The sequence below is a fragment of the Fontimonas sp. FW305-C-3 genome (assembly GCF_058783185.1).
In genome coordinates, this window is sequence record NZ_JBYSYK010000001.1 from 61,464 (window position 1) to 85,794 (window position 24,331).

Annotated in this window: 26 protein-coding genes, 1 tRNA gene and 1 pseudogene; 11 read left to right on the forward strand and 17 right to left on the reverse strand. The window is 60.4% G+C overall.

Annotation, left to right across the window (positions count from 1 at the left end; all coding sequences use genetic code 11):
* The first annotated feature begins 30 nt into the window (after positions 1-30).
* Entirely contained in the window at positions 31-744 is a 714-nt protein-coding gene (locus AC3WUF_RS00260) for a phospholipase D-like domain-containing protein (RefSeq protein WP_492421228.1), read from the forward strand.
* 183 nt (positions 745-927) lie between these two features.
* On the forward strand, positions 928-1,119 hold the full coding sequence (locus AC3WUF_RS00265) for a helix-turn-helix domain-containing protein (protein WP_492421230.1): 192 nt from the start codon (positions 928-930) through the stop codon (positions 1,117-1,119).
* 180 nt (positions 1,120-1,299) lie between these two features.
* Here AC3WUF_RS00265 and AC3WUF_RS00270 read toward each other — a convergent pair whose 3' ends face one another.
* From AC3WUF_RS00270 to AC3WUF_RS00305, 8 genes are all read right to left on the reverse strand, one after another.
* On the reverse strand, positions 1,300-1,665 hold the full coding sequence (locus tag AC3WUF_RS00270) for a hypothetical protein (protein ID WP_492421232.1): 366 nt from the start codon (positions 1,663-1,665) through the stop codon (positions 1,300-1,302).
* A 429-nt stretch (positions 1,666-2,094) separates the two neighbouring features.
* Positions 2,095-2,880 (reverse strand): DUF6615 family protein, encoded by a 786-nt coding sequence (locus AC3WUF_RS00275; RefSeq protein ID WP_492421234.1) that lies wholly within the window; start codon positions 2,878-2,880, stop codon positions 2,095-2,097.
* A gap of 52 nt (positions 2,881-2,932) precedes the next feature.
* Positions 2,933-3,448: a Mov34/MPN/PAD-1 family protein gene (locus AC3WUF_RS00280; RefSeq protein ID WP_492421236.1), complete on the reverse strand. Its 516-nt coding sequence runs from the start codon at positions 3,446-3,448 to the stop codon at positions 2,933-2,935.
* Entirely contained in the window at positions 3,433-5,004 is a 1,572-nt protein-coding gene (locus AC3WUF_RS00285) for a ThiF family adenylyltransferase (protein ID WP_492421238.1), read from the reverse strand. The genes AC3WUF_RS00280 and AC3WUF_RS00285 overlap by 16 nt, the downstream gene beginning before the upstream one ends.
* A 134-nt stretch (positions 5,005-5,138) precedes the next feature.
* Positions 5,139-6,170 (reverse strand): cyclic GMP-AMP synthase DncV-like nucleotidyltransferase, encoded by a 1,032-nt coding sequence (locus AC3WUF_RS00290; RefSeq protein ID WP_492421240.1) that lies wholly within the window; start codon positions 6,168-6,170, stop codon positions 5,139-5,141.
* 17 nt (positions 6,171-6,187) lie between these two features.
* On the reverse strand, positions 6,188-7,288 hold the full coding sequence (locus AC3WUF_RS00295; protein WP_492421242.1) for a patatin-like phospholipase family protein: 1,101 nt from the start codon (positions 7,286-7,288) through the stop codon (positions 6,188-6,190).
* A gap of 56 nt (positions 7,289-7,344) precedes the next feature.
* Positions 7,345-8,745 carry a cyclodeaminase/cyclohydrolase family protein gene (locus tag AC3WUF_RS00300; protein ID WP_492421244.1) on the reverse strand — a complete coding sequence of 467 codons (1,401 nt, stop codon included), beginning with the start codon at positions 8,743-8,745 and terminating at the stop codon, positions 7,345-7,347.
* Between the two features lie 149 nt (positions 8,746-8,894).
* On the reverse strand, positions 8,895-9,074 hold the full coding sequence (locus AC3WUF_RS00305) for a hypothetical protein (RefSeq protein WP_492421246.1): 180 nt from the start codon (positions 9,072-9,074) through the stop codon (positions 8,895-8,897).
* A gap of 169 nt (positions 9,075-9,243) precedes the next feature.
* Here AC3WUF_RS00305 and AC3WUF_RS00310 point away from each other — a divergent pair, with 169 nt between their 5' ends.
* Positions 9,244-9,600 carry a helix-turn-helix domain-containing protein gene (locus AC3WUF_RS00310; RefSeq protein ID WP_492421248.1) on the forward strand — a complete coding sequence of 119 codons (357 nt, stop codon included), beginning with the start codon at positions 9,244-9,246 and terminating at the stop codon, positions 9,598-9,600.
* Positions 9,587-10,177, forward strand: coding sequence for an ImmA/IrrE family metallo-endopeptidase (locus tag AC3WUF_RS00315; RefSeq protein WP_492421250.1), 591 nt, complete (start codon positions 9,587-9,589; stop codon positions 10,175-10,177). The genes AC3WUF_RS00310 and AC3WUF_RS00315 overlap by 14 nt, the downstream gene beginning before the upstream one ends.
* An 8-nt stretch (positions 10,178-10,185) precedes the next feature.
* Here AC3WUF_RS00315 and AC3WUF_RS00320 read toward each other — a convergent pair whose 3' ends face one another.
* From AC3WUF_RS00320 to AC3WUF_RS00340, 5 genes are read right to left on the reverse strand one after another with little or no spacing between them, the layout of a single operon-like run.
* Positions 10,186-10,797 (reverse strand): hypothetical protein, encoded by a 612-nt coding sequence (locus tag AC3WUF_RS00320; protein WP_492421252.1) that lies wholly within the window; start codon positions 10,795-10,797, stop codon positions 10,186-10,188.
* A gap of 22 nt (positions 10,798-10,819) precedes the next feature.
* Complete coding sequence (locus tag AC3WUF_RS00325; RefSeq protein WP_492421254.1) at positions 10,820-11,797, reverse strand: hypothetical protein; 978 nt, start codon at positions 11,795-11,797, stop codon at positions 10,820-10,822.
* The gene (locus tag AC3WUF_RS00330) at positions 11,794-12,126 is read right to left on the reverse strand and encodes a hypothetical protein (RefSeq protein ID WP_492421256.1); all 333 of its coding nucleotides are present in this window, start codon (positions 12,124-12,126) and stop codon (positions 11,794-11,796) included. The genes AC3WUF_RS00325 and AC3WUF_RS00330 overlap by 4 nt, the downstream gene beginning before the upstream one ends.
* The gene (locus tag AC3WUF_RS00335; RefSeq protein ID WP_492421258.1) at positions 12,119-13,429 is read right to left on the reverse strand and encodes an Arm DNA-binding domain-containing protein; all 1,311 of its coding nucleotides are present in this window, start codon (positions 13,427-13,429) and stop codon (positions 12,119-12,121) included. The genes AC3WUF_RS00330 and AC3WUF_RS00335 overlap by 8 nt, the downstream gene beginning before the upstream one ends.
* Positions 13,422-13,673, reverse strand: a complete 252-nt coding sequence (locus AC3WUF_RS00340) for a hypothetical protein (protein ID WP_492421260.1) — start codon at positions 13,671-13,673, stop codon at positions 13,422-13,424. The genes AC3WUF_RS00335 and AC3WUF_RS00340 overlap by 8 nt, the downstream gene beginning before the upstream one ends.
* Before the next feature lie 101 nt (positions 13,674-13,774).
* Between AC3WUF_RS00340 and AC3WUF_RS00345 the strand changes: the two genes are divergently transcribed.
* Complete coding sequence (locus AC3WUF_RS00345; RefSeq protein WP_492421262.1) at positions 13,775-14,032, forward strand: helix-turn-helix domain-containing protein; 258 nt, start codon at positions 13,775-13,777, stop codon at positions 14,030-14,032.
* Between the two features lie 215 nt (positions 14,033-14,247).
* Here the strand turns inward: AC3WUF_RS00345 and AC3WUF_RS00350 are convergent.
* Positions 14,248-14,324 (reverse strand) — tRNA-Arg (locus AC3WUF_RS00350).
* A 325-nt stretch (positions 14,325-14,649) separates the two neighbouring features.
* On the opposite strand from AC3WUF_RS00350, the gene sat reads away from it, so the two are divergent.
* Positions 14,650-15,837 (forward strand): sulfate adenylyltransferase, encoded by a 1,188-nt coding sequence (gene sat, locus AC3WUF_RS00355; RefSeq protein ID WP_492421264.1) that lies wholly within the window; start codon positions 14,650-14,652, stop codon positions 15,835-15,837.
* A 58-nt stretch (positions 15,838-15,895) separates the two neighbouring features.
* Here sat and AC3WUF_RS00360 read toward each other — a convergent pair whose 3' ends face one another.
* Positions 15,896-16,885 (reverse strand): sensor domain-containing diguanylate cyclase, encoded by a 990-nt coding sequence (locus AC3WUF_RS00360; RefSeq protein ID WP_492421266.1) that lies wholly within the window; start codon positions 16,883-16,885, stop codon positions 15,896-15,898.
* Positions 16,886-17,041: 156 nt separating this feature from the next.
* Here AC3WUF_RS00360 and rarD point away from each other — a divergent pair, with 156 nt between their 5' ends.
* The 4 genes from rarD (at position 17,042) to AC3WUF_RS00380 (ending at position 21,222) form a co-directional block, all read left to right on the forward strand.
* A complete protein-coding gene (gene rarD / locus AC3WUF_RS00365) occupies positions 17,042-17,947 on the forward strand; it encodes an EamA family transporter RarD (RefSeq protein WP_492421268.1) in 906 nt (301 codons plus the stop codon).
* A gap of 20 nt (positions 17,948-17,967) precedes the next feature.
* A complete protein-coding gene (gene lpxL, locus AC3WUF_RS00370; protein ID WP_492421270.1) occupies positions 17,968-18,891 on the forward strand; it encodes an LpxL/LpxP family Kdo(2)-lipid IV(A) lauroyl/palmitoleoyl acyltransferase in 924 nt (307 codons plus the stop codon).
* Between the two features lie 107 nt (positions 18,892-18,998).
* Entirely contained in the window at positions 18,999-20,027 is a 1,029-nt protein-coding gene (locus tag AC3WUF_RS00375) for a tetratricopeptide repeat protein (RefSeq protein WP_492421272.1), read from the forward strand.
* On the forward strand, positions 20,011-21,222 hold the full coding sequence (locus AC3WUF_RS00380) for a L,D-transpeptidase Cds6 family protein (RefSeq protein WP_492421274.1): 1,212 nt from the start codon (positions 20,011-20,013) through the stop codon (positions 21,220-21,222). Before AC3WUF_RS00375 ends, AC3WUF_RS00380 begins: the two co-directional genes overlap by 17 nt.
* Before the next feature lie 5 nt (positions 21,223-21,227).
* Here the strand turns inward: AC3WUF_RS00380 and folB are convergent, their stop codons facing one another.
* Together folB and tsaD are read right to left on the reverse strand one after the other, a co-directional pair.
* On the reverse strand, positions 21,228-21,581 hold the full coding sequence (gene folB / locus AC3WUF_RS00385; protein ID WP_492421276.1) for a dihydroneopterin aldolase: 354 nt from the start codon (positions 21,579-21,581) through the stop codon (positions 21,228-21,230).
* A gap of 7 nt (positions 21,582-21,588) precedes the next feature.
* On the reverse strand, positions 21,589-22,632 hold the full coding sequence (gene tsaD, locus AC3WUF_RS00390) for a tRNA (adenosine(37)-N6)-threonylcarbamoyltransferase complex transferase subunit TsaD (protein ID WP_492421278.1): 1,044 nt from the start codon (positions 22,630-22,632) through the stop codon (positions 21,589-21,591).
* A gap of 134 nt (positions 22,633-22,766) precedes the next feature.
* On the opposite strand from tsaD, the pseudogene AC3WUF_RS00395 reads away from it, so the two are divergent.
* Positions 22,767-24,278 (forward strand): annotated as a pseudogene (locus tag AC3WUF_RS00395) (YifB family Mg chelatase-like AAA ATPase).
* The last annotated feature ends 53 nt before the right edge of the window (positions 24,279-24,331 follow it).

Genomic DNA, 24,331 nt, shown 5'->3' on the forward strand with positions numbered 1-24,331 from the left:
CATTGAATGCGTTGGTGGAGAGTTCTGAGAATGGGGAACGAAGCGAATTCTCTTGTCCTACTAGAAAATTTTAGGGCGTTGGTAAAAGACATACCTCCACTAGAAGGGCGTGGAAAGTACGGCGCTGAACAATTTGCCTGGCTGGGAAAAGCATCATCCTTGGTTTCCAGATGGAACCAGGTCGAGCACATGGCATTCGGTGTGGCCAGAAATCTGATGATGATGAATCCGGATTACCGGAATTCGAACTTCGGGATAGTGATGACCATTATCTTCAACGCCATCGCCTCATTGGAGGCATCGCTTCCCGCACCGACCGGGCAGGTATTCGGCCCAGGCGCTGTCTATGACTTCTTCAAGGCACTTAAGACAATTACGGCGTCTGCTGAGAAGTCACTATATATCGTTGACCCTTACATGGACGCGGAAATCTTCGATAGCTATCTAGCGAACGTGCCACGTGGTGTAAAGATCCGACTTCTAGTTAACAAGTACGGCGCAAATGTTAACGCAGCCGCAGATAGATTTCGCACTCAGTACCGCGCGGATGTCGATGTAAAACGGAGCGCATCCATTCACGACCGATTGGTCTTCGTGGATGGTAGTCAATGCTGGGTTCTAGGATCCTCAATCAAAGATGCTGCCGCGAAGAAGCCGACGTATATTGCTCCGCTTTCGAATGACATAGTCCCCCAAAAGCTACAGCACTACGAGGATATCTGGGCCGGGAGCGCGCAAATCTAGCTCGTGTGCATAGTGCCGCGCCGCGTCAGAGAAGCGCCCTAGTTTGGCGATGACCTTCACGGAGATCGCGAGGACCTCTCCGTTCAGGCACGCGATCTCTTAAGGAAAGTATCGGCGGGTCGTTTCGGAGACGCATCGAGCCTTCGCTTCGTCGCCAAGGGGTTCAAGACTCACCGCGCGCGGTTGGGTCTGACGGCAGAGGAAACCGCGCTGATCCTGGGCGTCAGTGGACAGACCGTGTTCAATTGGGAAAAGGGAACCACGAAACCCCGTGCTGATCAGCTTCCGGCAATTTCGGCCCTGCGGAAGGTGGGAAAGCGTGAGGTTGCTACCCGACTTGCAGAGATGGCACCCCGCAAGTCGAAGTCGTCATAACGGAAAGGTGCCCGCGCCTCAGCCGGCCCGGTCTTGCCACCGCGGCCGGCGGCAACTGCCCAAGCGTCTCGGCACAGGGTTTCTGGAGGAAGCTTAACTCGGACGACAGGAAGCACTATTGACGCTATCGAAAAAAGCCTGCTTCGGCGGGCTTTTCGTGCGCTGCTGTCGAAGGATTGCTTAGCGTTTGAGCGTGATCTCACCTTGGTCGATCTTGAAGTAGCGCTGAAACACCGTTTCATCGAACTCATCAACCAACGAAGAGAGCTCCTTCGCCGAGCTGGCGGCGACGACGCGGCCGAGGAAGCTGCTGATCCGGGTGTGCTCGGCGTCCGAGATCGTGCCTTCGTAGCGGTTGGCCACCTCGCTCGAGAGAACTGTCATCGCGTACCCGGCGCCAATTTTCGCGCGGTCTAGATTGGATTCGGAAAGTTCGCCTGCATTGGCGAGATCAGCGGGGTCACACGACCTCGCGCCAGTGCGGCCATCCTTTGTGTAACCAAACGCGTGGCGTATCAACATTTCGTAGCGGTACCCGGCGTCCATTCTGAGTCTCTGGTTGTTTTTTGTTGGACGCCCATTTTAGCCGAACCAGGGTGGCCGTAGGCTCGCCGAGCAAGCTTGGCCTGCCTGTGGGCGCGCTACACACACCGCAGTGTGCGCTGATCGTGGGACGGACTACGCTCGACGGCGACGCTCACCGACCGGGCCCGGCGCCATTGCAAGGCCTCGGATCGGTGAGTGTGGCAGCTAGTTATTAATTCCGATGGTTAGTAACCCGTCTGTGGCCGGCGTCAGTTCCTGAATCGGTGATCTCTGCGTGAGTTAATTGGCGACGTGACCAATACTTGATTACGATATCGCCGATCAGCGATTCCCGTTCAGCCGCCATTGCCTTCCATAGTGCGGTCAGTTCACACAGATCTTGAGCTGGTTTGGCTTAGCTTCGGTGCGATGCCCATGGCATGGAACAGATTAGCGATCGACGCTAGGCCTCGTTTCCGCTTGCTTTAGAATAGTAATTCTTCCGAGATTGGCATCTGGCCAGACGTCGTCAAGCAGTAAGTCGTCGGGATTTTCCAAAAGGCGCAGTAGGTGCTCTGGCGGACGATCAAGCAGCTTTGGCTCCCCTTCCGCTAGTCTTGAGCTTGCGAACCCATGCGCCCTGGCAGGCAAGTCTGCTCCACCAAATGCGCTGCAGCAGAACATGCAGTGCGCTGTCTGCATATGAGGCGCTAATGCCTTCAGCGTCGTCTTTGGTGCAATAGAAAGAATTTTGTTGGCCGAGACAAAAGTCAGGCCCCACAGGCGGTCGTCCTTAGGGTACGAGCCGCATGACCATGAGGGCGCATCTGGGTTTGGAGACCAAGCCGAGTAGAGTAGATAGAGCGGTAGAGCGGAAACCGCATTCGCGGAGGCTATAAGCCGTTGGGTCACTGTTTGAGCTCCAGGCGGAGCTTGTGGCTTGTGCAACTGCGGAAATCTATTGATCCCCACCTTGATGACCTTAGCTTGAAGCCGAAGTCCAAACCACTTGCCGCTTGGCCCCGTCAGCCATAGCTCCCAGTCTGCACCATTAACCTTCTCTTCCTGCTTGGTAAATGACTGGACCTTATAGTTTCCCAGAACTTGGTACTTGGCCAGTTCGAATACCAAATAGTCAGTAATAGACTCTTCGCCAAGCCTTGTTCTCAGCGTGGCGGATGTGACCAGGTCTTCCCAAGTTCGTATGCTTCCAGCGATGAACTGTGCACAGAGCATGCATTATCCCCTTCAATGCAATGGAGCAGATCACGAAGCAGACTGCGAGCTATTATTTAGGCAGAGGCTCCCAACTCAGCCAGTTGCTGCCGTCAAATGAGCGAACCGTGATTCCGGATGGCGCCTGTTCGGTCCCTTGAATCAGCAGCATGACGGTAGATAGTCGAAGACTAGATTTCCCATGCAGCTTTCCAATCGTCCGGAGATCTTCGCCAGACGGCGTCGGCACTGGCTCTGGATGAGTATGCCACTCGCCAATGTAGTTGAGGCCAAACTCAGCATTGCCGTCGATCGCCGCCTGAGCACTTTTGGGATCTGATCGGTAGGAATGCCTAGATCGCGTATCTTTCTGATACGGTCCGGTCGCAACCAGTACGCGTACTTCCGAGTTTTTCACGGTGCCGAATAGTTGCCCGCCCGCCTCTCGATCGGATGACTCCAACTGCCGGTGCTTGCTCAAATACAAGACCAGATCAGTTGCGAGATATATCCGCTGCCTATGGCCGAAAGCGAAAAGCGTGTAGGCCCGCGAAGAGCTGTCCTTGCGAGTTCTCACATCGACGGCCACGAAAGTTCACGTTCGGAAAAACTCTGATTGAAATCGTCGGAAGGCGTAGCACCAAGCTTAACTACCATTTCCCTGTCGCCGAGCCACACTCGATCGCATCCTGTAGATACCCGCCCGAATAGAACGTCCACACCGAGCCTCGCTGCGACATTGACCGTTCCCTGAAGATCAATCGATCCATATGGCTGAAACGTAGCTCCGCAGCCCGGCTCTCCCAAGGTCGCAATATCGATAGGCCAGTTCTTTGTCAGACGACTGAGTACTCGTCCCCGCGCGTCGAGTCCATCTGAGAATCGAGAGCTTCCCAGAAAGGCGACGGCATGCCCTGCAAGCGCGAACTCTTCAGTCCACGTGCATATCCAGGGCGGCGGTGAATCCAGCACTTCTCTCCAGTGCTGCATAGCAATGTCGGCCCTCAGATCTAGACCTGCTGTGACAATCAGATCGACTTTGGCAAGACGGTCGAGAGCGGACTTCTTTAGAAGCTCGAACTGAGTCGGCTCGGCTGATACCTCGACAACTGAGGGAAACTCGGCCTCTATAGACTGCTTGAGAGCTAAAGCCTTATTGCAATTATCGTGTCGCGCACCAAGCACATGTCTAGATGTGTTGTGTAGACCGATAATGTCGGCATCGATAAGCATCATGCTCCCGACGCCAGACTGAATCAGAAGTCGAGCTATGTACCCGCCGATTGCGCCACAACCAACGATGGCAACTGCCTTCGTTCGGAGAAGCGGCAAGTCGGGGTTGTGCCCGCGCCCATGTACCCACTCGGCGTCAGCCCTATTAACGTTCTTACGAATGACGGAAAATCGTTTACACGCGTCGACGATCGTTTGCCTGGGGACGCGCCCAATGTTGCGGAAACCCTTTTTCAGCTGCTTTTCGGTAGGGCCTGTAAGTGTGGCCGAAACAAATACTCCGCCGCGGTCAGTACGCGCGCCGAGAAGAACTGGAAGTGGGTGTCCCCCTTGAATATGCGTCTCGATACTGGCCTGACCGATCAGCTCTAGCAAATCACTTCCCGTTTCCGGATATCGATCGGGAGTCAGTGGCTCTTCCAGCCACCGAAGGCGTGTTGTCGGAAATAGACGAGGAACCAGTTCACCGCGATGCCTCAGCCACCTTGAAACTACGGCGATGTCATCTGCAAAGACCGTGCGATTGTCCGAGATGCGCCAGTAGGATATGTCCCTGTCGCCGCCCGACGGGGCTACAAGGCTGACATCGCTCTTAACCCCTTTGGTTTCGTGCTTATCCCAGTACGATGCGAACTCCCGCTGAAACTCGGATTCGCGGCGTGTACGGTCCCAGCTGAATAACTCGAGACTGTCTCTTATTGCGAGAAGGACACGGTCTCCCGCATCATCGTCGTACCGACTGGTGCTAAGACAAAGCAGTCCACCACTTTCCACATGCGGCCATGAGCCTTGTCGGCCAGTGTTCGCTTGAGGAGCAACCACACGCGGATCTGACCACGGAAAGAATTCGTCGATACCTACAAAGATATGAGTAACGAAGGGATGATTGTGCCAACTCTTCGGGAGATCCACCCGCCAAAACGCCTTGAATCTTGCAAGAGTGATCTCCGCGACCCGAGCGCGCCGCCACGCTCCAGACCGAGCACGCTCCAGAGCCCTCTCAATAGCTTCGACATCTTCACCTTCAAATCGCACGAGAGCACGTACTAACCGTAACGCCCTCCCGCATCATCTCTGCGATCACTTTTATTTGACGTGGCAACGAACGCGGACTTTCCACCTTCGCCATCGCCGTCCTCTGGCTCAGGTTGATCGCTAAAGAACGATGTGTTGAACACATCATCCCAAGCTTGCCTGGCTTCACCGCGCGTGCATCCTGCATCGAGGATCTGAAGAGTATTTAGCGCCTCAGTCAGTTTGTCGTGAAGAAACTTGACGCCCTGGTCGTCCTGTTCAGCGAGATTCTCGTCGTTAACAGGGTGCTTCACTACACGCGATTTGGCCAGTCGATCGCGGATCTTCGTCCACGTTTCTCTAAGAGATACATCTTCACGTCCTGGGCTGGCGACGAACTCGTCCGATACAAGTCGCGTGACGGTGATGCCACTGGTCGTCTGCGCTTTCCAGTCAGTTCGGCTTCTGGAGAAGCCCTTTGTCAGACGAGTCACGCGCCGCATCTGACGTCCGTCGTCTGTTTCTCCGTTCAAAGCCTTGACCCTGTCGTTGAACCAGCGCGTCACTGCTCTGGCGTCTGAACGAGTCCAAGAAGAATCTCGCGCAAGCTCGTAGTATTCCTCCTTGCTTTCGCCCTCGACCATGACCCGATAGACAGGAATGTCGATGTGGTAGCCCTCGGGGTATACCTGACGCACGCAGTTGCGATGAACCTTCGCCGGGTTTGCGAGACGGTTGTCCTGAGTCAGCGCTTTGCAAACTCGCTCCCTTGCTGCGAGGGCAGAGAGTGTGTTCCCGTCAGAGTCCTTCAGATCCGCTTCTTGAAAGTAGGCGCCGTCATCGATGTCATAGTCACTTTCCGGATCCTGCACCATTGTGTGCATCGCGTAGGATCCCTGCGAGTGCTGATCCGGAACCGCGTAACCATCCCGCTCAAGCCCTGTTCTTAGGCGTACCCGCCCGTTGTTTCTACGCTCCCTCATGTCCGTTCTGTCGGCAGTAGTAAGCCGAATCTCTTCGCCATGAAAGGCGTCCATCTCATCGCTGCAATTGAACATGCTCATATGACGAGTGCCTCTCTTTAGTTTTCGAGCCCAGACTGAATTGCCGATCGAAACTCTGAAAGTGGGGAGCCCCTTTGGTCCGCCGCCGCCCAAGCGTAGTCCACGTCGGATATTGCTTGACGGGATAATGCGTTGAGTACCTTCGGTCTTGCATCATCCATGTTGCTCAGGTACTTGCGGAGCGCGTTTGAAGGGCACTGTGCTGGCAGGCGATGTCCGAAGCTGGCGCCTCCTCGTAACTCGAGAATCTTCTTTGTGATGTAGTCGTAGCCCACTGCCTGAGCGTTCAGACTCGCTTCGACCGCCTTGATTCCAAACGTCCAACCAAATGCTCCCCTGTATCGCTGGTTGTCGCTGATTTCTTCTCCGCCTTGCGTTGGCAGCGCCCCCAGCATGAACAGCTGAATTGGCCGATCTTGCTCCTTGCGAGCGGCGAGTATTTCCGTAGCCTCCACTGCACCTACTGCGCCGGGATTGTTAGCCCATAGTCCGCCGTCTGCATACACCACTTTGGTGCTTGTGCCGGGCTCAGTGAGCTTTGCCAGCGATCTCAGAATTGGTGCGGCCGTGGTTGCCATGCACGCATCAACCAACAGTCTCTTGTCGTCCCGCCCGTTCAGCCTCTCAAGATGTTTTGTTTTGAATACGACAGCGGCGTGCCGGGCCATATCAATGGTCGTCAGGGCCAGCGAGACACCGCGCGTCGAGTAAACATGCTCAAACGTCTTGTCGCCAAAGGATTCCGAGAGCGCATTCTTCAGGGCCCTCTCTCCGCATCTGCTACCAAGGCCGAACATCCGGACAAGAGTAGCTATTCCGGGAATTGATCTGGCGAGCTGGTACGGAAATATGTGCCCGCCATGCTTCTCGTACAAATCCTGAACGATAGACAACGGGATACCTGCAGCAAGCGCGCAGGCCACGATGCCCCCAGTGCTAGTACCTACTATTAGATCGAAACATCGTCCGACATCGATTTGCTGACTCGAATTATTGCTGGCAGTTACTCGATCAGCGAACGTTCGAAGGTATGTTGCTTGGTATACACCACGCATTCCTCCGCCATCGAGGCACAGCACACGATATGGTCTCATCGGATTTTCCTCGCCGACATTCATTCTTCCGACCTCTTCCCCGCCTCCAGGCCACGTGAGTGGCTGCGCTGCGTCTGAAGTTAGTACTCCAAGAGATTGAGTTCTTCCAAGCGAATCGCCATGGCTTCTGGTGAGACGCCGAAGTACCTTGAAAGTGGCTCGAAATAGTTGCCGTCGTACGACTCTGCGACGGCAAGAATTCTCGCCAATCCACGCTTGTTCTTACATCTCTTTCGTAATTCACCAGATGCGCCTCTGGTCAGGGCAAAAGCTGTGTCTTCCGATATTCGGAATGGGGAAGACAAAAACATCTCATTGAATGCCTTGGTAACAAGTTTCCTCGGCATTAGGTAGTGTGTTGCGAACCTGTCGGCTTGACGCTCACTTCTATCGGAAACACGAGTGGACCCATCAAGCGGCAAGTCACGATGCAACACCGCCTGTTCGTGTAGAAGCGCGTGGCCCAACTCATGCGCCATAGTGAAGTTCCGAATGGATCCTTCAAACTGCTCCGATATCAGAACAGCCCTTACGTCTTGGTCAATCTCGCCCGCAATTTCCGCCGGTTTGCTTCCATGAAAGTGGCGTCCGAGAGTGGGTACCGTTTCGACGTGATAATCCAAAGCTCTTAACGCACCTGCAGGATCAAGAATTTCCTTGGGAGTTCTAGGCGTTGCCCTCTTACCCAGAACGTCAAAGTACTTCCAAAGCGCGCGCTGCAGCCGGATCGCTAGATTTTCGATGTCGGCATCGGACAAGCTGCGCTTGCCTTTTTCCACCGAGGCGATCGCGTCAATCTCAAGCGAGAATAGGTTCTTTCTTTCGGACTCAGCATTCAGGTCGTCCTCTCGCTGTCGGGACTCGCGATTCAGATTACTCAAGGTTGTTTTGAGTACGCTCAATCGCGTCCGAATGCCTGAAGTCCACTTATTACTGCCGAACGACAGTAGGTTTAGATCGATAATGGAAATGCAGCCGGCGACCGCTGAGATCGCCGCGTGCATTGCGACTCCAGTATCGCCCCTTGCGGATCTGAATCCGTTATCGAAGATGACAAGGGCAAATTCGGCCAATTCGATACAGTGAGTCGCGATCTCGATTGGGATTTCTGTGGCCGGCATCAACTCCGTTAACGCTTCGGCGGCAATCAATCGCCTTTTTGCTAGATCGCGCTCGTGCTTCTTCGCAGTCCGCAGACGAATGACCTTGTCGAACTGCACTGCATCTTTGTGAAGCAGTGCTTCAAGAGCCGGATAAATCTGCCCCCCGATGCGAGCCTTGATCTCCGTGAGTCGCGACAGATGAACTGCATAACTTTTTGGCCGGTCTGGATCGATCGTCAGTTCGATCACAGTTCGTATCAGCTGCGCGGACAGCAAGCCCTGAAGTGCCGCAGCACTCCCGGAGCCAGGTTTGTGGCTGCCGGCACCGAATTTCTTTAGCAGTTCACTTGTTTTGTGATCTAGCAGGTTCTCGTCCATTGGCGTTCTACAAAGGTCACGCACCTACGCGGAGTGCATTGGAATTCTACGATCAGGTCGGCTCGGGCCGTACGCCAAGTTTTTCTGCTTCGAAGCCCTGCAGCCAAAGTTCAGCTCCAGGGGTGATACCCCCGGAGCCGGACAATTGATCAACGCTTGCTGTTGGGGGTCGTGCTGATCGGCGTCCAGGCATGTCCCGGCTTCGACGTCGGGGGCAGCGGCTTGTTGTCCGGGACAGTCGCGAAGTTGGGAAGCTTGCCGCCGCGCGGACCCACCTCTTGAAAGATCCCGCCGCCGGTGCCAGTGCTAGAACCAGGTTTCTTGCTCATCTTGTGTTCCTCAAGTTGGTCCGCCCTGCCGGACGGGGTCAGTGAATGCCATCTACCTTAGGCAAGATGGATCATAACTGAACCAAATATGGGTTTACAAGTAGCCTACCTGTTAGACTACTTCTTGTGCCACAATAGGCCCATCAATCAACCCTCTTTGGGAATAAACATGCTGACACCGCTGGGTCGCCAGATTCGAAAACTCCGCCTCGACAAAGGAGCTCGACTGAAAGACATGGCGGATGAATTTGGGGTCACGTCGTCGTTTCTTTCGGCTGTAGAGAACGGACGCAAAGCAATGCCTGACGACTGGCTCGCTAAGCTGGATCGGTACTTTGCTGGATTTGGTGTATCGAGATTGGAATGGTCGCGATTGGCCGAGGACTCGAGACAAAAGATGGTGATGGAACTGGCAATGGCGAATCCATTTGATCGCGAGACCTGCCTCGCCTTCGGACGTAATTACCTTTCGCTTCCTCCAGATAAGAAGAAGAAGATAAGGAGCATGCTTAGTGACGACGCATGATCGCCCATTCCGGACTACCGGCTTTGAAGTTCATCGCCGCTCTCGGCGTCATGTGCGCAAGGTTGCGCACTATTTGATTGACCACGTCCGCAATGAGATTGGGTATCCGGGCGACATCTTCCCCGTCGTCAAGCTGATTGAGTTCTGGGGCTCTGAATGCGGGCCTACCCCTGGGAAGCACTATCCGAACTTCGAGATCTGCGAGTCAGATGATCTTCCGGAGGGTGTCGCTGAGTTCAGCGCGCATGACAACACTATCCGTGTTGAACGCGCGGTCTGGGACGACGCTAACGCGGGCGATCCAGAATCATGCAGTGTCCTTGCCCATGAGCTCGGGCACGTAATGCTGAGCCACTACGCCGCAGCCGGTCGTTATGCGGCGAAGCTGCGAATCGTCGATCCTGAGACAGACAGCGAGTATCAGGCGAACTGGTTCGCTGATGAATTGCTGATGGATAGCCGCTTGATCGGACGCTCTGACGGCGTGGCTGCGTTGGTTTCAAGGTTCAACTGCTCTGAGAGCATGGCGACGCGTCGAATCCGAGACGCAGTCTACGAGCGCACGCATTCTCGTTAGGTACTCGTCTATCCCGGCTCGTCAACGCTTGTTGCGTACCGATACTTGAGCCGATCTTCCGCAAGCGCCGCAGCCACGTCCCGCTCGCTGCGCAGTTCAATAATTTCTGCATTCAGTTCGGTTACTGCTTGCGCCAGTTCGGCAGCAATCCTCTGCTGATCTGCGAGAGATTCCCTGAGACCTTTGATCACCGTAGTCTGATCTGAGATCAGGTCATTCGCATCGGCCAGCTGCTGATCGTGGCGCTCCACGAGCTGGGCATGGATTGCTGAAAGACGTTCGGCCGCTAGATTCATCCACCGATCGATCCAAGCTTTGTGCTCTGTCTCGAGATCTGTCGGAAGCACTAGCATCGAACGCACAGCCTTCGCCGCGAGCTCCTCGCGCAACGCCCGCACCGTCCGACTCGCCCGCTGGCGCTGACAGCCGCCAGCGGCATCAATCAACTCATCTATCTTCGGCGGTCGCCCCAGCTGATGGTTGAGCTTGATCGCCAATTCAAGCAACTGCTCGTCATTCAGTACTGCGGGCCGGCCAACCTGACCATACTGCTGATCGTTCGCGCCGATCTGCTGACCGAGATTCGGAACTTCGGAACCGTTCGGAACGGTTCCGTTCAACCCGTTCCCGGACTTTGAAGGCTTAGTGTGCACGCTGCTTCTCCGAGTACTGTGCGTCGTTTGCGGCGAAAGTCGCCTTAGCTGCAGGGTCGAGACTGTCCTTGGCACCAAAGAGCAGCGACGCGAGGTCACGACCGTTGTGTCCCGCCGCACTCCAGGTATCAAGCGTTACGACGAACTCCGCCACCAGATACTTGGCCCAGCCCCGCGCCTTCGCTGGCGTGGCAACAAATTGCAAGATGTACTGCATAGCAGCGGCGAGCCCCGCATCGCGAGATTCCAACCAGCTCAAATGCGGAGCCAGCATCAGAAGCGACTGGACCTCATGGCGAACCACCAGCCCATGAAGAGGGCGGCGGGATTCACCGACCGAACGGAGTTTGCCGAGGTCATGCAGTAAGTAGCCCAGCTGCGCCATGGCCGGAGCCATTGCGTCATCGGGCAGAGCCCACCGAGCCAGGTTTGCCGCGATGTCGAGCGCCGATGTGCTGTGAATGAGCAGGCCACCGGCCTGTGCATGGTGGTGACTTGCACTGGCGCGACATCGCAAGAACGGAACCCCAATTGCGGGATCAAGAAGGATGCGGCGAAGGAATCCGCGAAGCGGCTCGGGCAACGACTGCTCCAGATCCTTGAGACGACGCAACGCCGCCTGAGCTTCAACGGGACACTGCCGCAACGGCAACAGTTCGGCTGCACAGTCCACAGCGTCAACATTAAGAGCGTTCATCTGCCGGATGTTGAGCTGCGACTTGCCGTCAAAGAGGCGAACATCCGCGTGGACTTCGACTGGCGCAGGAACCGCAACGGGACCGATGAAGGGCCGATGTTCTGGCCAGACAAATCCCAGCACGGAACCTTCAGAATCCTCGAGCACCAGCTGGAGCCGTGTGGCGCCGCTGCTGCACGGCCTCTCCGTGCACTCCGTCAGCATGAAGGTGCCATGCAGGGTTTTACCCTGATGCTCAGCCAACGCCGTTGTTGAAATGCGTGTGCTCACTGATTTGCTGCCTCGCGCTGAAAGAGGTGTTTCACAATCCGCCGTGCCAAGACTCTCGGCGGATCGGTATGGCTGCATTCGCCATTGAACGTCGGGTCATTCATCTGGTTCTCGACCCACTGGGTCATCGCGGTGGCGTTGCAACGGTGACGGCCGTCGGCCAACCACATCACCAGGTCAACGCCTTTCGGGTTGATACCAAGCTGATCCATCACAACCGCGCCCAGGTGCTGCGCGACCCGCGGCCGCGCAGCAGCCCAAACCCCTTCTTCGAGCTTTTCGATGAGCTGGTCTCGCGACAGCAACTCAAAGGGTGACTTCCTAGTCACGGGCACCCCCGGCAGTCTTGCGACCCATCTTCAAGAAGCTATCGTTCGCAGCAGCCTTGACGCCACCATTGACCACGCCAGACACCAGAGTGTCGAACGCGACGCCATCACGGCGCATGAGATTCGGCACGAAGCGGCTGTAGGTGCGGAACAGCATCTCGGTAGTGTTGTGCCCAAGCTGACGAGCAATCCATTCCGGCGACTCGCCCGCCGCGAGCCACAGCGTCGCGCAGGTATGACGCATCTGATACGGACGGCGGTATTTCATCTCCAGGTTGCGAAGCAGCGGTGCCCACACGCGATCGGTGAAGTTCGTGTTGTCGATCGGATTCTTGTTTTTGGTGCAGAACACGTAATCGTCAGCCACTGACTGCGGATCATCGATATACGCCTTCGGCCGCATGGCCATCAGCGCGTCGTACACCGGCTGACTCATGTGAACCTCGCGCTGCGAGCCGTTGTTCTTCGTGTATTCGCCGCGGCCGTTCTGATACGTCTCGCGAATCAGGACCTGGCGACGCTCGAAGTCGATGTGCTTCCACCGCAGGCCATGGACTTCGCCGGAACGAACGCCAGTGAAGAAGCGGAGCGTGAGGTACGGGTGATAGTCCTTACGGACGCGGCCGAGGATCTGCTGCACTTCATCAAGGCCGAACGGCTCGATGTCCTTGCGCTGCACCTTGAGGCGCTTGACCGTCACGCACGGGTTGCGAATCTCGAACCGCAGTGCGGCCTCGTCCAAGATCATGCGCAGGATGCCCACGACTTTATTAATAGTCGAAGCAGACACCTTGCGACCTTCGGCTGCCGGCTTGGTCGGCATGCGAACCTGCTTTTCAGCCAGCTCGGCACGGAACGCCAGCACCAACTCACGCGTGATCTGGTTGACCGGAACGTGTCCGAACGCAGGAAACAGATGCCCCTCCAGAACCGACTCGATCGATTCCTTGTGCGACCGGCGCCATTCGATCTGCTTTTGCACCAGCCACGTGGCGGTGAATTCCGAGAATGTCGGAAACACCAGCGCAGGCGCCGCCCGCTCGACGACGGGCAGGTACATCGCCGGCGCCGAAACGAGCGTCTTTGCTGTGGCGAACTTGTGCGCCATCTTGCTGCCGGGGAAGTAACGCCCGTATTCGAAGGTGCCGAGCGAAATCTCGGACTCGATCTTCGCGAGCACCTTTTCCATCTTGCGACGGTTGGCGGGCGTGTCTTCGAGAGAACTCTGCTCACGACACCGCAAGCCCTGGTAGCGGAAGTCGAAGAACAGCCGGCCGTCGGAGCGACTACGAATACTAGCCATGGCACAGCTGACCCGAAGCAAGCGGAATGGCCGTGTCTTCTGCCGCGATGATCCGCTTCTGCATGTCGCGTTCGATCACCTCCCAGCAGAACAGGATCTTGCGGCCGCCGAAAGGGCGGATGTAATGAGTGCCCTCGAGCAGGACCGAATCTTTGAGGCGGTTACGGATGGTGCGCGTGTCGTACTTAATGCGAGCAGCCAGTTCCTCCGTGGTCAGGTATGTGGGGCTAACCGAGTCAGGCATGTGTTTGTCTCCAATGCGATCAACGTTGATCTTTTATGATTATATTTAGGCATTGAAGCATAGTCAAGCAGTTTTGATCTTCTGTGATCAGAAATAGGCCTTTGAGCTACAATCCGCGCGCAATGATCCGGATCAAACTCAGGCAATTTCTTGACGACAAGGCTTTTGCCGATGGCCGCAAGATCACGCTCAACGAAGTGTCTGAAGTGACTGGGATCGCGCGAGCGACCCTAAATCGGATTGCGAACATTCCTGGATACAACACAACCACCGACAACGTGGACGCGCTATGCACCTACTTCGGATGTACTCCGGGGCAGTTGTTAGAGCACGTGGCCGACAAGACAAAGACCGAGTAATCAGGTCCGCTCGACATTTGGGCACGAGAGATTCGGTCATCCGCGACCAAGCCAGAATTTCGTGGGCATAAAGCGGGCACAGGATGGGCATTTGTGCCCAACCGGGGTAATGCGCCCAAAGTCGAGAAACGGTCAAGCGGCCTTCGCGACCAACCTAACGCGCAGCAAAAAACCCGACTGAGACAGTACTCAATCAGGCTCTAAGTTCTTGATGTTGGTGCGCCCGGAGGGATTCGAACCCCCGACCCTCGGCTTCGGAAGCCGGTACTCTATCCAGCTGAGCTACGGACGCATTGACCTATTCTACAGCCGCACGCTCGCCTAATGACTCGCGCCTTCGGAAGCCGGTACTCTATCCAGCTGAGCTACGGACGCATTGAGTGTTGCTCTACAGCTTACAGCGCCTGATGAGTCTCGGCTTCGGAAACCAATACTCTATCCAGCTGAGCTACGGGCGCGTGCCGCCGGGATTCTACGGGACTCGATGTCGCTTGTCCCCGACGCGGGCCAGCCGCCCAGCGTAGTTCATCCGTTTTGGGGGTGGACTTGCCTGCCTGCCGCGCTATGCTGCGCGGCGCCCGCAAGGGGCACCCCCATTTTTTGCACAGGTCCCGACGATGATTCAGCCGCACGGCTCTGCCGAACTCAACCCGCTCCTGGTTTCCGACCCTGCCCGCCATGCGGCGCTGAGCAAGGAGGCGGAGACGCTGCCTTCGCTGTTGCTGAACTCGGCCGCGGCAGCCAATGCGGTGATGCTCGGCGGCGGCTATTTCAATCCGCTAACCGGTTACATGAATCTCGCCGATGCGCTGTCGGTGGCGGAGAAGATGCACACGGTTTCCGGCCTGTTCTGGCCGGTGCCGATCGTCAACCTGACCAAGGAATCTGGCATCTCGGCCGGCCAGCGCATTGCGCTGCGCGACCCGAACGTCGAAGGCCATCCGGTGATCGCCGTGATGAAGGTCGACGCGGTCGAGACGGTCAGCGACGAGCAGATCAAGTTCATGGCCGAGAAGATCTTCGGCAACCTCGACCCCAAGCATCCGGGCGTCGCGACGTTCACCGGCCTCGGCAACACGCTGCTGTCCGGCCCGATTGAAGTGCTGAACTTCAGCTACTTCAAGTCCGAGTTCCCGGATACCTTCGTCACCGCCGTCGAGATCCGCAACGAGATCAAGCAGCGCGGCTGGCAGACTGTGGTTGCATTCCAGACCCGCAACCCGATGCACCGCGCGCACGAAGAGCTGTGCCGCATGGCGAAGGACCGCCTGAAGGCCGACGGCATCGTCATCCACATGCTGCTCGGCAAGCTCAAGGAAGGCGATATCCCGGCGCCGGTGCGCGATGCGTGCATCCGCAAGATGGTCGAGCTGTACTTCGAGCCGAACACGGTGATGGTCAAGGGCTATGGCTTCGACATGCTCTACGCCGGTCCGCGCGAGGCGGTGCTGCACGCGATCTTCCGCCAGAACATGGGCGCGACGCATCTGATCGTCGGCCGCGACCATGCCGGCGTCGGCAGCTACTACGGCCCGTTCGATGCGCAGACGATCTTCGAAGAGCAGGTGCCCAAGGGCGCGCTGAAGATCCAGATCTTCGGTGCCGACAACACCGCGTGGTCGAAGAAGCTGAACCAGGTCGTGATGATGCGCGAAGCGCCGGGCCACACGCCGGACGACTTCATCAACCTGTCCGGCACCAAGGTGCGCGAGATGCTCGGCAAGGGCATGGCGCCGCCGCCGGAGTTCTCGCGTCCGGAAGTGGCGAAGATCCTGATGGACTATTACCAGTCGATCGGCGGCTGAAGCCACCGGGGACAGATGCAAAAAAGCCCGCCTCATCGGCGGGCTTTTTGTTACGCGTCTACTCGAACCAGACCTCGAGCCGGTTGCGGCCTTCGCGCTTTGCGCGATAGAGCGCCGAATCGGCATTGCGCATCAGCTCGGCGAGATCGCGCGTGGTGTGGCGCAAGGAAGACAGGCCGAGGCTGACGGTGAAGCTGATGTCGCGCCCACCCGGCACCGGCACGCGCTGCTCGCTGATCAGCAGGCGCAGGCGCTGTGCCATCTCGGCGGCGGGTTCCTTGTTGGCGCGCGGCATCATGATTGCGAACTCTTCGCCGCCGACGCGACCGAGCAGGTCAATGTTGCGCAGATGGCCAGCGCAGGTCTTGGTCAGCGCGACGATGGCGCGATCGCCGATCTCATGACCGTACTTGTCGTTGATCGACTTGAAACGATCGATATCGAGCAGCACCAGCGACAGCGGTTCGGAGAAACGCCGCGCCCGTTCGATCTCCTGCGCACCCATCTCGAAGAAATGCCCGCGATTGGCGATGCCGGTCATCGGATCGCGCGTCGCGCGCTGATACAGGCGTTCTTCGCGCTGCTTGGATTCGGTGACGTCCTGGATGACTTCGACGAAGCCGAGCAGCTCGCCGCTGCCGGCGCGCACCGAGTCGAGCGCGATGTGCGCCATGAACTCGCTGCCGTTGCGCAGGCGCCGGCGCTGCTCTTCCTTGCAATGCCGGTTGGCGCGGACGAATTCGAGCAGCCGCGTGGCCGCGCCATCGCGCTTGAGCTCGTCGGGGAACAGGGTCTCGTAACTCTGGCCGACGACGTCCTGGCGCGCGAAACCCGTGATCAGCTCGGCGCCGCTGTTCCAGCTCTGGATCACGCCGCGGCGGTCGATCAGATAGATGCCGTAAGCGGTGACGCTCTGCACCATCTCCGAATACTTCTCGGGCTGACTGCTGAGCAGCTGTTCGTGCAGGGTCGGCAGGTAGCCGTCGAAGCGCTCGGCATCATGGCTGCGTGGCGCAGCAACCGCGTAAGGCGATGGCCTGAAGTCCATCAGGCCATTCTACTGATGCGCGCCCGCAGCGGTTGCCCGTCGGTCTGTCAGATCAAACCTGCACTGCGCCGGACAGCGCCTGACGCCGCCCGCGCTGCCGAGGGCGGCCGGCAGGCGTAGACTGCGCGCCCACGTCGTCCTGTCCTTCATTCTGCAATGCGCCAAGGTCTGATCGCCGCTGCCATCGCCTACCTGATCTGGGGCCTGTTCCCGATCTACTGGAAGCTGCTGCAGGCCATCGATCCGCCGCAGATCATGGCGCACCGCATCGTCTGGTGCCTGCTGTTCGTTTCGGTCTGGCTCGGCGTGCGCCAGGGGTGGGGCTGGGTCCGCGAGCTGTCGCCGCGGCTGCTGGCGATGCTCAGCACCAGCGCCCTGCTGATCTCGATCAACTGGCTGATCTATATCTGGGCGGTCAACTCCGGCCATATCGTCGAGACCAGCCTCGGCTATTTCATCAATCCACTGGTCAGCGTGCTGATGGGCGTGCTGATCCTGCGCGAACGCCTGACGCCGGGCCAATGGCTGTCGGTCGCCATCGCTGCCTGCGGGGTCGTCTGGCTGACTGTTCAGCTCGGCCACCTGCCGTGGATCGCACTGACGCTGGCGTTCTCCTTCGGCGGCTACGGGTTGGTGCGCAAGCTCGCCGTCGTGCCGTCGGTGCAGGGTCTGGCGGTGGAAAGCGGACTGCTGTTCATCCCGGCACTGGGTTATCTGCTGTTCGCGGAGTTCGCCGGGCGCGGCGCCTTCGGTCACGAGAGCCTGCGCCTGGACGCGCTGCTGATCCTCGCCGGCCTGATCACCGCGCTGCCGCTGATCCTGTTCGCGATCGGCGCCCGCAGCGTGCCGCTATCGACGATCGGGGTCCTGCAATACCTGGCGCCGACGCTGCAGCTCAGCGTCGGCGTGCTGCTGTTCGACGAGCCGTTCAGTCGTGAGCAGGCGATCGGCTTCGGCTGCATCTGGTTTGCCCTGGCGATCTACGCGTTCGACGGCCTCTGGCGCGCGCGGCAACGCCGGCTCGCGCTGCGCAGCGACCGCCATAGCGTCAACAGGCCCTAGGGCGCCGCTACAATCCGCTCATGGCTGTTCCCCGCTTTCATACCGGCTTGCTGCACCCGCGCCACTGGCCGACCTGGATCGGCGTCGGTGCGGTGTGGCTGCTCAGCTGGCTGCCGATCCCGCTGCAGGTTCTGCTCGGCGGCGCGATCGGCTGGCTCGCCGGCCGGCTGCTGAGCAGCCGTCGCCATGTCGTGATCGTCAACCTGTCGCTGGCATTTCCCGAACGCAGCCGCCGCGACATCGAGCGCATGGCGGATACGCATTTCATGGACATGGGCCGCGGCATCTTCGAAACCGCGCTGGCCTGGTTCGCGCCGGACTGGCGCCTGCGGCGGCTGGGCAAGGTCGTCGGACTGGAGAATCTGCAGGCGGCGCAGGCCGACGGCTCCGGCGTGCTGCTGCTGACCGGGCATTTCACGACGCTGGAGCTCGGCGCCCGCTTCCTGTGCCTGGCCGGCGTGAAGTTTCATGCGATGTACCGGCCCTATAACAACGCCGTGATGGATCATCTGATGCATCACTGGCGCGAAGGCCGCTCCGGCCTGCCGGCGCTGGCGCGCGACGACCTGCGCCCCCTGCTGCGTGCGCTGCGCGGCGGCGCGCCGGTCTGGTATGCGCCGGACCAGGCCCTCGGCCTGCGCATGAGCATCTTCGCGCCGTTCTACGGCGTGGCGGCGCGCACGATCACCGCGACCGCGCGCCTGTCGCAGATGGGCAGGGCCAAGGTCGTCCCGTACTTCCCGCAGCGACTGAACGGCCGCTATGTCGTCCGCATCCTGCCGGCCCTGGCGGATTTCCCGAGCGACGACGAGCTGACCGACGCGACCCGGGTCAACCGGATGATCGAACACGGCATCACTTATGCGCCGACCCAGTATTTCTGGGTCCACAAGCGCTACAAGGGGCCGCCGGCGGGGCAGGTTTCCGTCTACGCGCGCAAGTGACTGCGCGGCGCGCCCCAGCGGTCGAAAATCGGGGCGGCGCCGGTGTCGAGGCGCTCAAAGTGAACTGGTATAGTGCGGCGTCCTGTCTGAACCAAGGTTTCCCCCGCATGTTCGCGATTACTCGCATCGCCGCCGTTGCTGCGGCATTGGTCTTTGCTCCGGTCGTTCTGGCCGCCGGCGTCTCCAGTCAGGCGCAGTCCATGATCGAACAGGGTCAGGCCGCGGATGCGCTCAAGCTGCTCGACAGCCACATCGAAAAGAACCCGCAGGACGCCGAGGCGCGTTTCGTGCGCGGCCTGGCGCTGGTCAAGCTTGACCGCAGCAAGGATGCGATCCGCGTGTTCGCCGACCTGACGCGCGACTATCCGCAGCTGCCGGAACCGTTCAACAACCTAGCCGTGCTCTACGCCGCGGAAGGCGACTACGAGAAGGCGCGCGACGCCCTCGAAGCCGCGCTGGCGACGCATCCGAGCTACGCCACCGCCCACGAGAACCTCGGCGACATCTACGCCGCGCTCGCCGGCGCCGCGTACAACCGCGCGCTGATGCTCGACGAATCCAACCAGGTGGTCCGCCGCAAGCTCGCGCTGGTCAACGAACTCGACGAGAACGGCCCGGCCGTGCCGCCGGCCGTCGCTGCGAAGCCGGCTGCCGCTGCGCCTGCCGCCATTGCGCCGGCCGCGCCGGTTGCTGCACCGGCCGCGACGCTGGCTGCCGCCCCGACGGCCGCACCGCCGGTTGCCGCGGCCCCGGCTGCTGCACCGGCACCTGCCGCACCCGCGGGTATCGATTCCGCCACCACCACGGCGGTGAAGAACGTCGTCGACGCCTGGGCCGTGGCCTGGTCGAGCAAGGATCTGCCGGGTTATTTCTCGGCCTACGCCGACGACTTCGCGCCGGAAGGCGGCGTTGCGCGCAGCACCTGGGAAACCCAGCGCCGCGATCGCATCTCCGCGCCGAAGCGCATCAAGGTCGGCGTCAGCGAGTTCAAGGTCACGCCAAAGGCGGCAGGCAGCGTGACGGTCAGCTTCCGTCAGGCCTACGAGTCCGACAACTTCGCCGATTCGGTCGTGAAGCTGCTCGACATGACCAACACCGCGAGCGGTTGGAAAATCGCTCGTGAGTATTCGCGCTGAGCCTGCGCGCACCCGATTGATGGGCGTCGTCTGGGCGCGCCGGCTGGCGTGCGTCGCGCTGATTGCGGGCTTCTCGGCCCATGCGACGGCGCCCAATCCTGAGCAGCAGTTCACGACGGCCGTCGAGCAGCTGCGCGCGGGCCGCTCCAGCGATGCGCTGACGACACTCGAAGCGCTGACCCGCAGCGAACCCAACTTCCATCTTGCCCAGCTGTTTTACGGCGAGCTGCTGTCGCTGCTGTCCGGCGCCGGCAATCCGATGCTGACCGGCAGCATCACCGCCAACCTGCGCCTGCGCGATCTGGCCGACGAGGCGCGCGTGCGCCTGGCCAGCGAGAAGAGCGCACCGCAGCCGGGCATGGTGCCCAATGCGCTGCTGAAACTGGCCGACAACTACAAGCGCGCGATCGTCGTCGACCTGCCGCGTGCGCGCCTTTACGTGCTCTCCAACGAGCACGGCAAGCTGACGCTGGAGCGCCATCACTACGCGGCGATGGGTCGCAACGGTTCGCGCAAGCAGACCGCGGGCGATCTGCGCACGCCGGTCGGGCTGTATCACGTGACGCACTGGATCGGCGACGGTCAGCTGCCCGAGCTGTACGGCGCCGGCGCGCTGCCGCTCGACTATCCGAATGCCTGGGACCAGCTACAGCATCGCACCGGCTCCGGCATCTGGCTGCACGGCGTGCCGCGCGACACGTTCTCGCGGCCGCCGCGTTCCAGCGAAGGCTGCGTGACGATGGCCAACGCCGATCTCGAAGTGCTGCGCGGCGATGTCGACTACGGCATGACGCCGGTCGTGCTCAGCGACGAGATCGAATGGGTGCCGGCTGCCGCCGTCGAAGTCGTGCGCGACAGCCTGCTGCGGCGCATCGAAGACTGGCGCAAGGCCTGGTCGAGCAAGAACACCGAAGCCTATCTGGCGTACTACGCGCAGGACTTCAGCGTCGACGGCATGAATCTCGCAGACTTCTCCGCGCACAAGCGCCGCGTCAACGCGAGCAAGAAGTTCATCGACGTGCGCCTCAGCGACATCAGCCTGTTCCGTTATCCGGGCACCGAGGACGGCCTGCTGCTCGCCGAGTTCACGATGGATTACGGCTCGGACAACTACAAGACGACGTCGAACAAGCAACAGTTCTGGCGCCGCGACAGCGCCGGCAACTGGAAGATCGTCCGCGAGATCAACCGCTAGCAGGCCTAGCTTCGCGTGCGCTCGATGCGCACGCCGACGGCCTTGAGGCCCGCGACCGCGCCGGGCTTGTTGATCGACACGCGAACCCGCTCGACGGCGAATTCCGCCAGCAGACTCTGCGCGATCTTCTCCGCCAACGTTTCGAGCAAGGCCGGCTGCAGCGTCAACGCGATCTGCCGCACGCGGTCGGCAACCGCCGCGTAGTTCACCGCATCTTCGACGCGATCGCTGCTTGCGGCTGCGCGCGTATCGACGCCGAGTTCGAGATCGAAGATCAGCGGCCGCTCAAGCTCGCGCTCCCAGCCGTAGATGCCGATGACGGTTCTGACTTCGAGGCCCTGGATGTAGACGCTGTCCATGCGCGGCTCAGTGGATGCCCTGCGGCGGTGAAAGATCGGCGAGCGGCCAGCGCGGCGTCGTGAACAGCTTGCCGCCGGCGGCGACGCCGTCGCTGCGACGCACCCAGCCGGCGTAGGCAACCATCGCCGCGTTGTCGGTGCAGAACGCCTGCCGCGGAAAATACAGCTCGACCTTGCTGCGCTCGGCGAAGGTCTTCAGCTTCTCGCGCAGACGCAGATTGGCGCCGACACCGCCGGCCACCACGACGCGCTTCAGCTGCGCCGCCTGCAAGGCACGCTCGACCTTGATCACCAGCGTATCGGCGACGGCCTCCTGGAACGCATAGGCCAGGTCGGCCTTCTGCTGTTCGCTGGCGTCCGCCGGCAAGGCGGTCAGCACCGCCGTCTTCAGACCGCTGAAACTGAATTCGAGGCCGGGGCGATCGGTCATCGGCCGCGGGAACTTGAAGGGCCCGGCCTTGCCCTGCTCGGCGAGTTTCGCGAGATAAGGCCCGCCGGGATACGGCAGGCCGAGCAGCTTCGCGGTCTTGTCGAAGGCTTCGCCGACCGCGTCGTCGAGGCTTTCGCCAAGCAGCTCGTACTCGCCGTAACCGCGTACGGCGACCAGCATCGTGTGGCCGCCGGAAACCAGCAGCGCGAGAAACGGAAACACCGGCGCGGGCGTTTCCAGCATCGGCGCCAGCAGATGCGCTTCCATGTGGTGCACCGGAATCAGCGGAATCGCGCTCGCCGTGGCGATACCCGCTGCGACCGCGGCACCGACCATCAGCGCGCCGATCAATCCGGGTCCGGCGGTATACGCGACGCCGCCAAGCTCATCGATGCCGATCCCCGCTTCCTTGAGCGCGGCGCGGATCAGCAGATTGATGCGCTGGACGTGATCGCGCGATGCCAGTTCCGGCACCACGCCACCGTACTCGGCATGCAGGCGGATCTGGCTGTGCAAGGTGTGCGACAGCAGCCCGCGTTGCCCGCAGTAGAGCGCCGCGGCGGTTTCGTCGCAGGAGGTTTCTATGCCGAGAATCGGCTTGTCGAGGGCGGCAGCAGACATGCGCATATTGTAGCGGCCGGGTTGACGCACGCCGTTCGCATGTTGATGCTGCAGGCAGGAACAGCCCGAAGATCAAGACAAGCGGCCTAAGCCGCGGGCTGAGTTGCAGCATCCTCGTAAGGGAGGAAAGCGAAATGGCCCTGCTGGCAAGGATGCTGGCGCGCGCGCAAAACGGATTGGAAGCCGATCTCGTCACGGTCGAGGTGCATCTCGCGCCCGGCCTGCCCGGCCTGAAGATCGTCGGCCTGCCGGAGGCGGCCGTGCGCGAGGCGAAAGACCGCGTCAAGGCGGCGATCACGACCTGCGGCTATCGCTTTCCGATGCAGCGCATCACCTGCAACCTGGCGCCGGCCGATCTGCCGAAGGAAGGTTCGCGTTTCGATCTGGCGATTGCGCTCGGCATCCTCGCGGCGTCGGAGCAGATTCCGCTCGAGTGTCTGCGCGACTTTGAAATTCTCGGCGAGCTGTCGCTGTCCGGCGAGATTCGCGGCGTGCCGGGCACCTTGCCGGCGGCGCTGAAGGCGGCATAGGCCGAACACGCGCTGCTGGTGCCGGCGATCAACGCCAGCGAAGCAAGGCTCGCGCCCTCGGCGCGGCTCTACACCGCGCAGCATCTGGGCGAGCTCTGTGTCGCCCTGCAACGCGGCACGATGACCCGGCTCAGCACCGACCTGCCGGAGATGCCCATCGTGGCCGCGACGTCCGAAGATCTCACCGATGTGCGCGGCCAGGCGCAGGCCCGACGCGCGCTCGAGGTCGCCGCCGCCGGCGGTCACTCGTTGCTGCTGCTCGGTCCGCCGGGCGGGGGCAAGTCGATGCTCGCGCGGCGCCTGCCCGGCATCCTGCCGCCGCTGACCTCCGCCGAGGCACTCGAGGTCGCAGCGGTGTCTTCCGTCGCGCGCGGCGGTTTCGATCCAACGACTTGGGGACAGCGCCCGTTTCGGGCGCCGCACCACACGGCTTCCGGCGTGGCGCTGGTCGGCGGCGGCAGCCAGCCGCGCCCCGGCGAGATCACCTTGGCTCATCTGGGCGTGCTGTTCCTCGATGAACTGCCGGAGTTCGACCGGCGCTCGCTGGAAGTGCTCCGCGAGCCGATGGAGAGCGGTCACATCACCGTATCCCGCGCAGCGCGGCAGGTCGATTTCCCTGCGCGCTTCCAACTGGTGGCGGCGATGAATCCCTGCCCCTGCGGCTGGCTCGGCGACGAAGCGGGGCGCTGCCGCTGCTCGCCCGAGCAGGTGCTGCGCTATCGCATGAAGATTTCCGGGCCGCTGCTCGACCGCATCGATCTGCAGCTGTTCATGCCGCGGGTCGAGGCCGCGCAGTTCGGCGTCGGTGCGCAGCTGTCGGAATCAAGCGCGCAAGTGCGCCTGCGCGTCATTGCCGCACGCCGTCTGCAGCTGGATCGGCAAGGCAGCAGCAACGCACAGTTGCAGGGCAAGGCACTGGACCGCCATATCTGGCCGGAGCCCGAAGCAGAGGCCTTGCTGCAGACCGCGCTGTCGCGCCATCTGCTGACGGCGCGGTCCTACCATCGTTGCCTGCGCGTCGCGCGCACGCTGGCCGACATGGCGCTGTGCGACCGGATCAATGTCGAACATGCGGCGGAGGCGCTGCGCTACCGTGCACTCGACCGCGCGCCGTGAAGGCGCATGAAAAAGGGCCGCACGAGGCGGCCCTTCTTGGCTGCAGCGGGCAA

Coding starts and splice junctions, on each gene's coding strand:
- rarD (WP_492421268.1), top strand. CDS start 17,042: ATGCGCCAAGGTCTGATCGCCGCTGCCATCGCCTACCTGATCTGGGGC.
- AC3WUF_RS00300 (WP_492421244.1), bottom strand. CDS start 8,745: ATGGACGAGAACCTGCTAGATCACAAAACAAGTGAACTGCTAAAGAAA.
- tsaD (WP_492421278.1), bottom strand. CDS start 22,632: ATGTCTGCTGCCGCCCTCGACAAGCCGATTCTCGGCATAGAAACCTCC.
- AC3WUF_RS00310 (WP_492421248.1), top strand. CDS start 9,244: ATGCTGACACCGCTGGGTCGCCAGATTCGAAAACTCCGCCTCGACAAA.
- AC3WUF_RS00305 (WP_492421246.1), bottom strand. CDS start 9,074: ATGAGCAAGAAACCTGGTTCTAGCACTGGCACCGGCGGCGGGATCTTT.
- AC3WUF_RS00375 (WP_492421272.1), top strand. CDS start 18,999: ATGTTCGCGATTACTCGCATCGCCGCCGTTGCTGCGGCATTGGTCTTT.
- folB (WP_492421276.1), bottom strand. CDS start 21,581: ATGGACAGCGTCTACATCCAGGGCCTCGAAGTCAGAACCGTCATCGGC.
- AC3WUF_RS00360 (WP_492421266.1), bottom strand. CDS start 16,885: ATGGACTTCAGGCCATCGCCTTACGCGGTTGCTGCGCCACGCAGCCAT.
- AC3WUF_RS00275 (WP_492421234.1), bottom strand. CDS start 2,880: ATGCTCTGTGCACAGTTCATCGCTGGAAGCATACGAACTTGGGAAGAC.
- AC3WUF_RS00295 (WP_492421242.1), bottom strand. CDS start 7,288: ATGAATGTCGGCGAGGAAAATCCGATGAGACCATATCGTGTGCTGTGC.
- AC3WUF_RS00335 (WP_492421258.1), bottom strand. CDS start 13,429: ATGGCTAGTATTCGTAGTCGCTCCGACGGCCGGCTGTTCTTCGACTTC.
- AC3WUF_RS00260 (WP_492421228.1), top strand. CDS start 31: ATGGGGAACGAAGCGAATTCTCTTGTCCTACTAGAAAATTTTAGGGCG.
- AC3WUF_RS00290 (WP_492421240.1), bottom strand. CDS start 6,170: ATGAGCATGTTCAATTGCAGCGATGAGATGGACGCCTTTCATGGCGAA.
- AC3WUF_RS00340 (WP_492421260.1), bottom strand. CDS start 13,673: ATGCCTGACTCGGTTAGCCCCACATACCTGACCACGGAGGAACTGGCT.
- sat (WP_492421264.1), top strand. CDS start 14,650: ATGATTCAGCCGCACGGCTCTGCCGAACTCAACCCGCTCCTGGTTTCC.
- lpxL (WP_492421270.1), top strand. CDS start 17,968: ATGGCTGTTCCCCGCTTTCATACCGGCTTGCTGCACCCGCGCCACTGG.
- AC3WUF_RS00270 (WP_492421232.1), bottom strand. CDS start 1,665: ATGGACGCCGGGTACCGCTACGAAATGTTGATACGCCACGCGTTTGGT.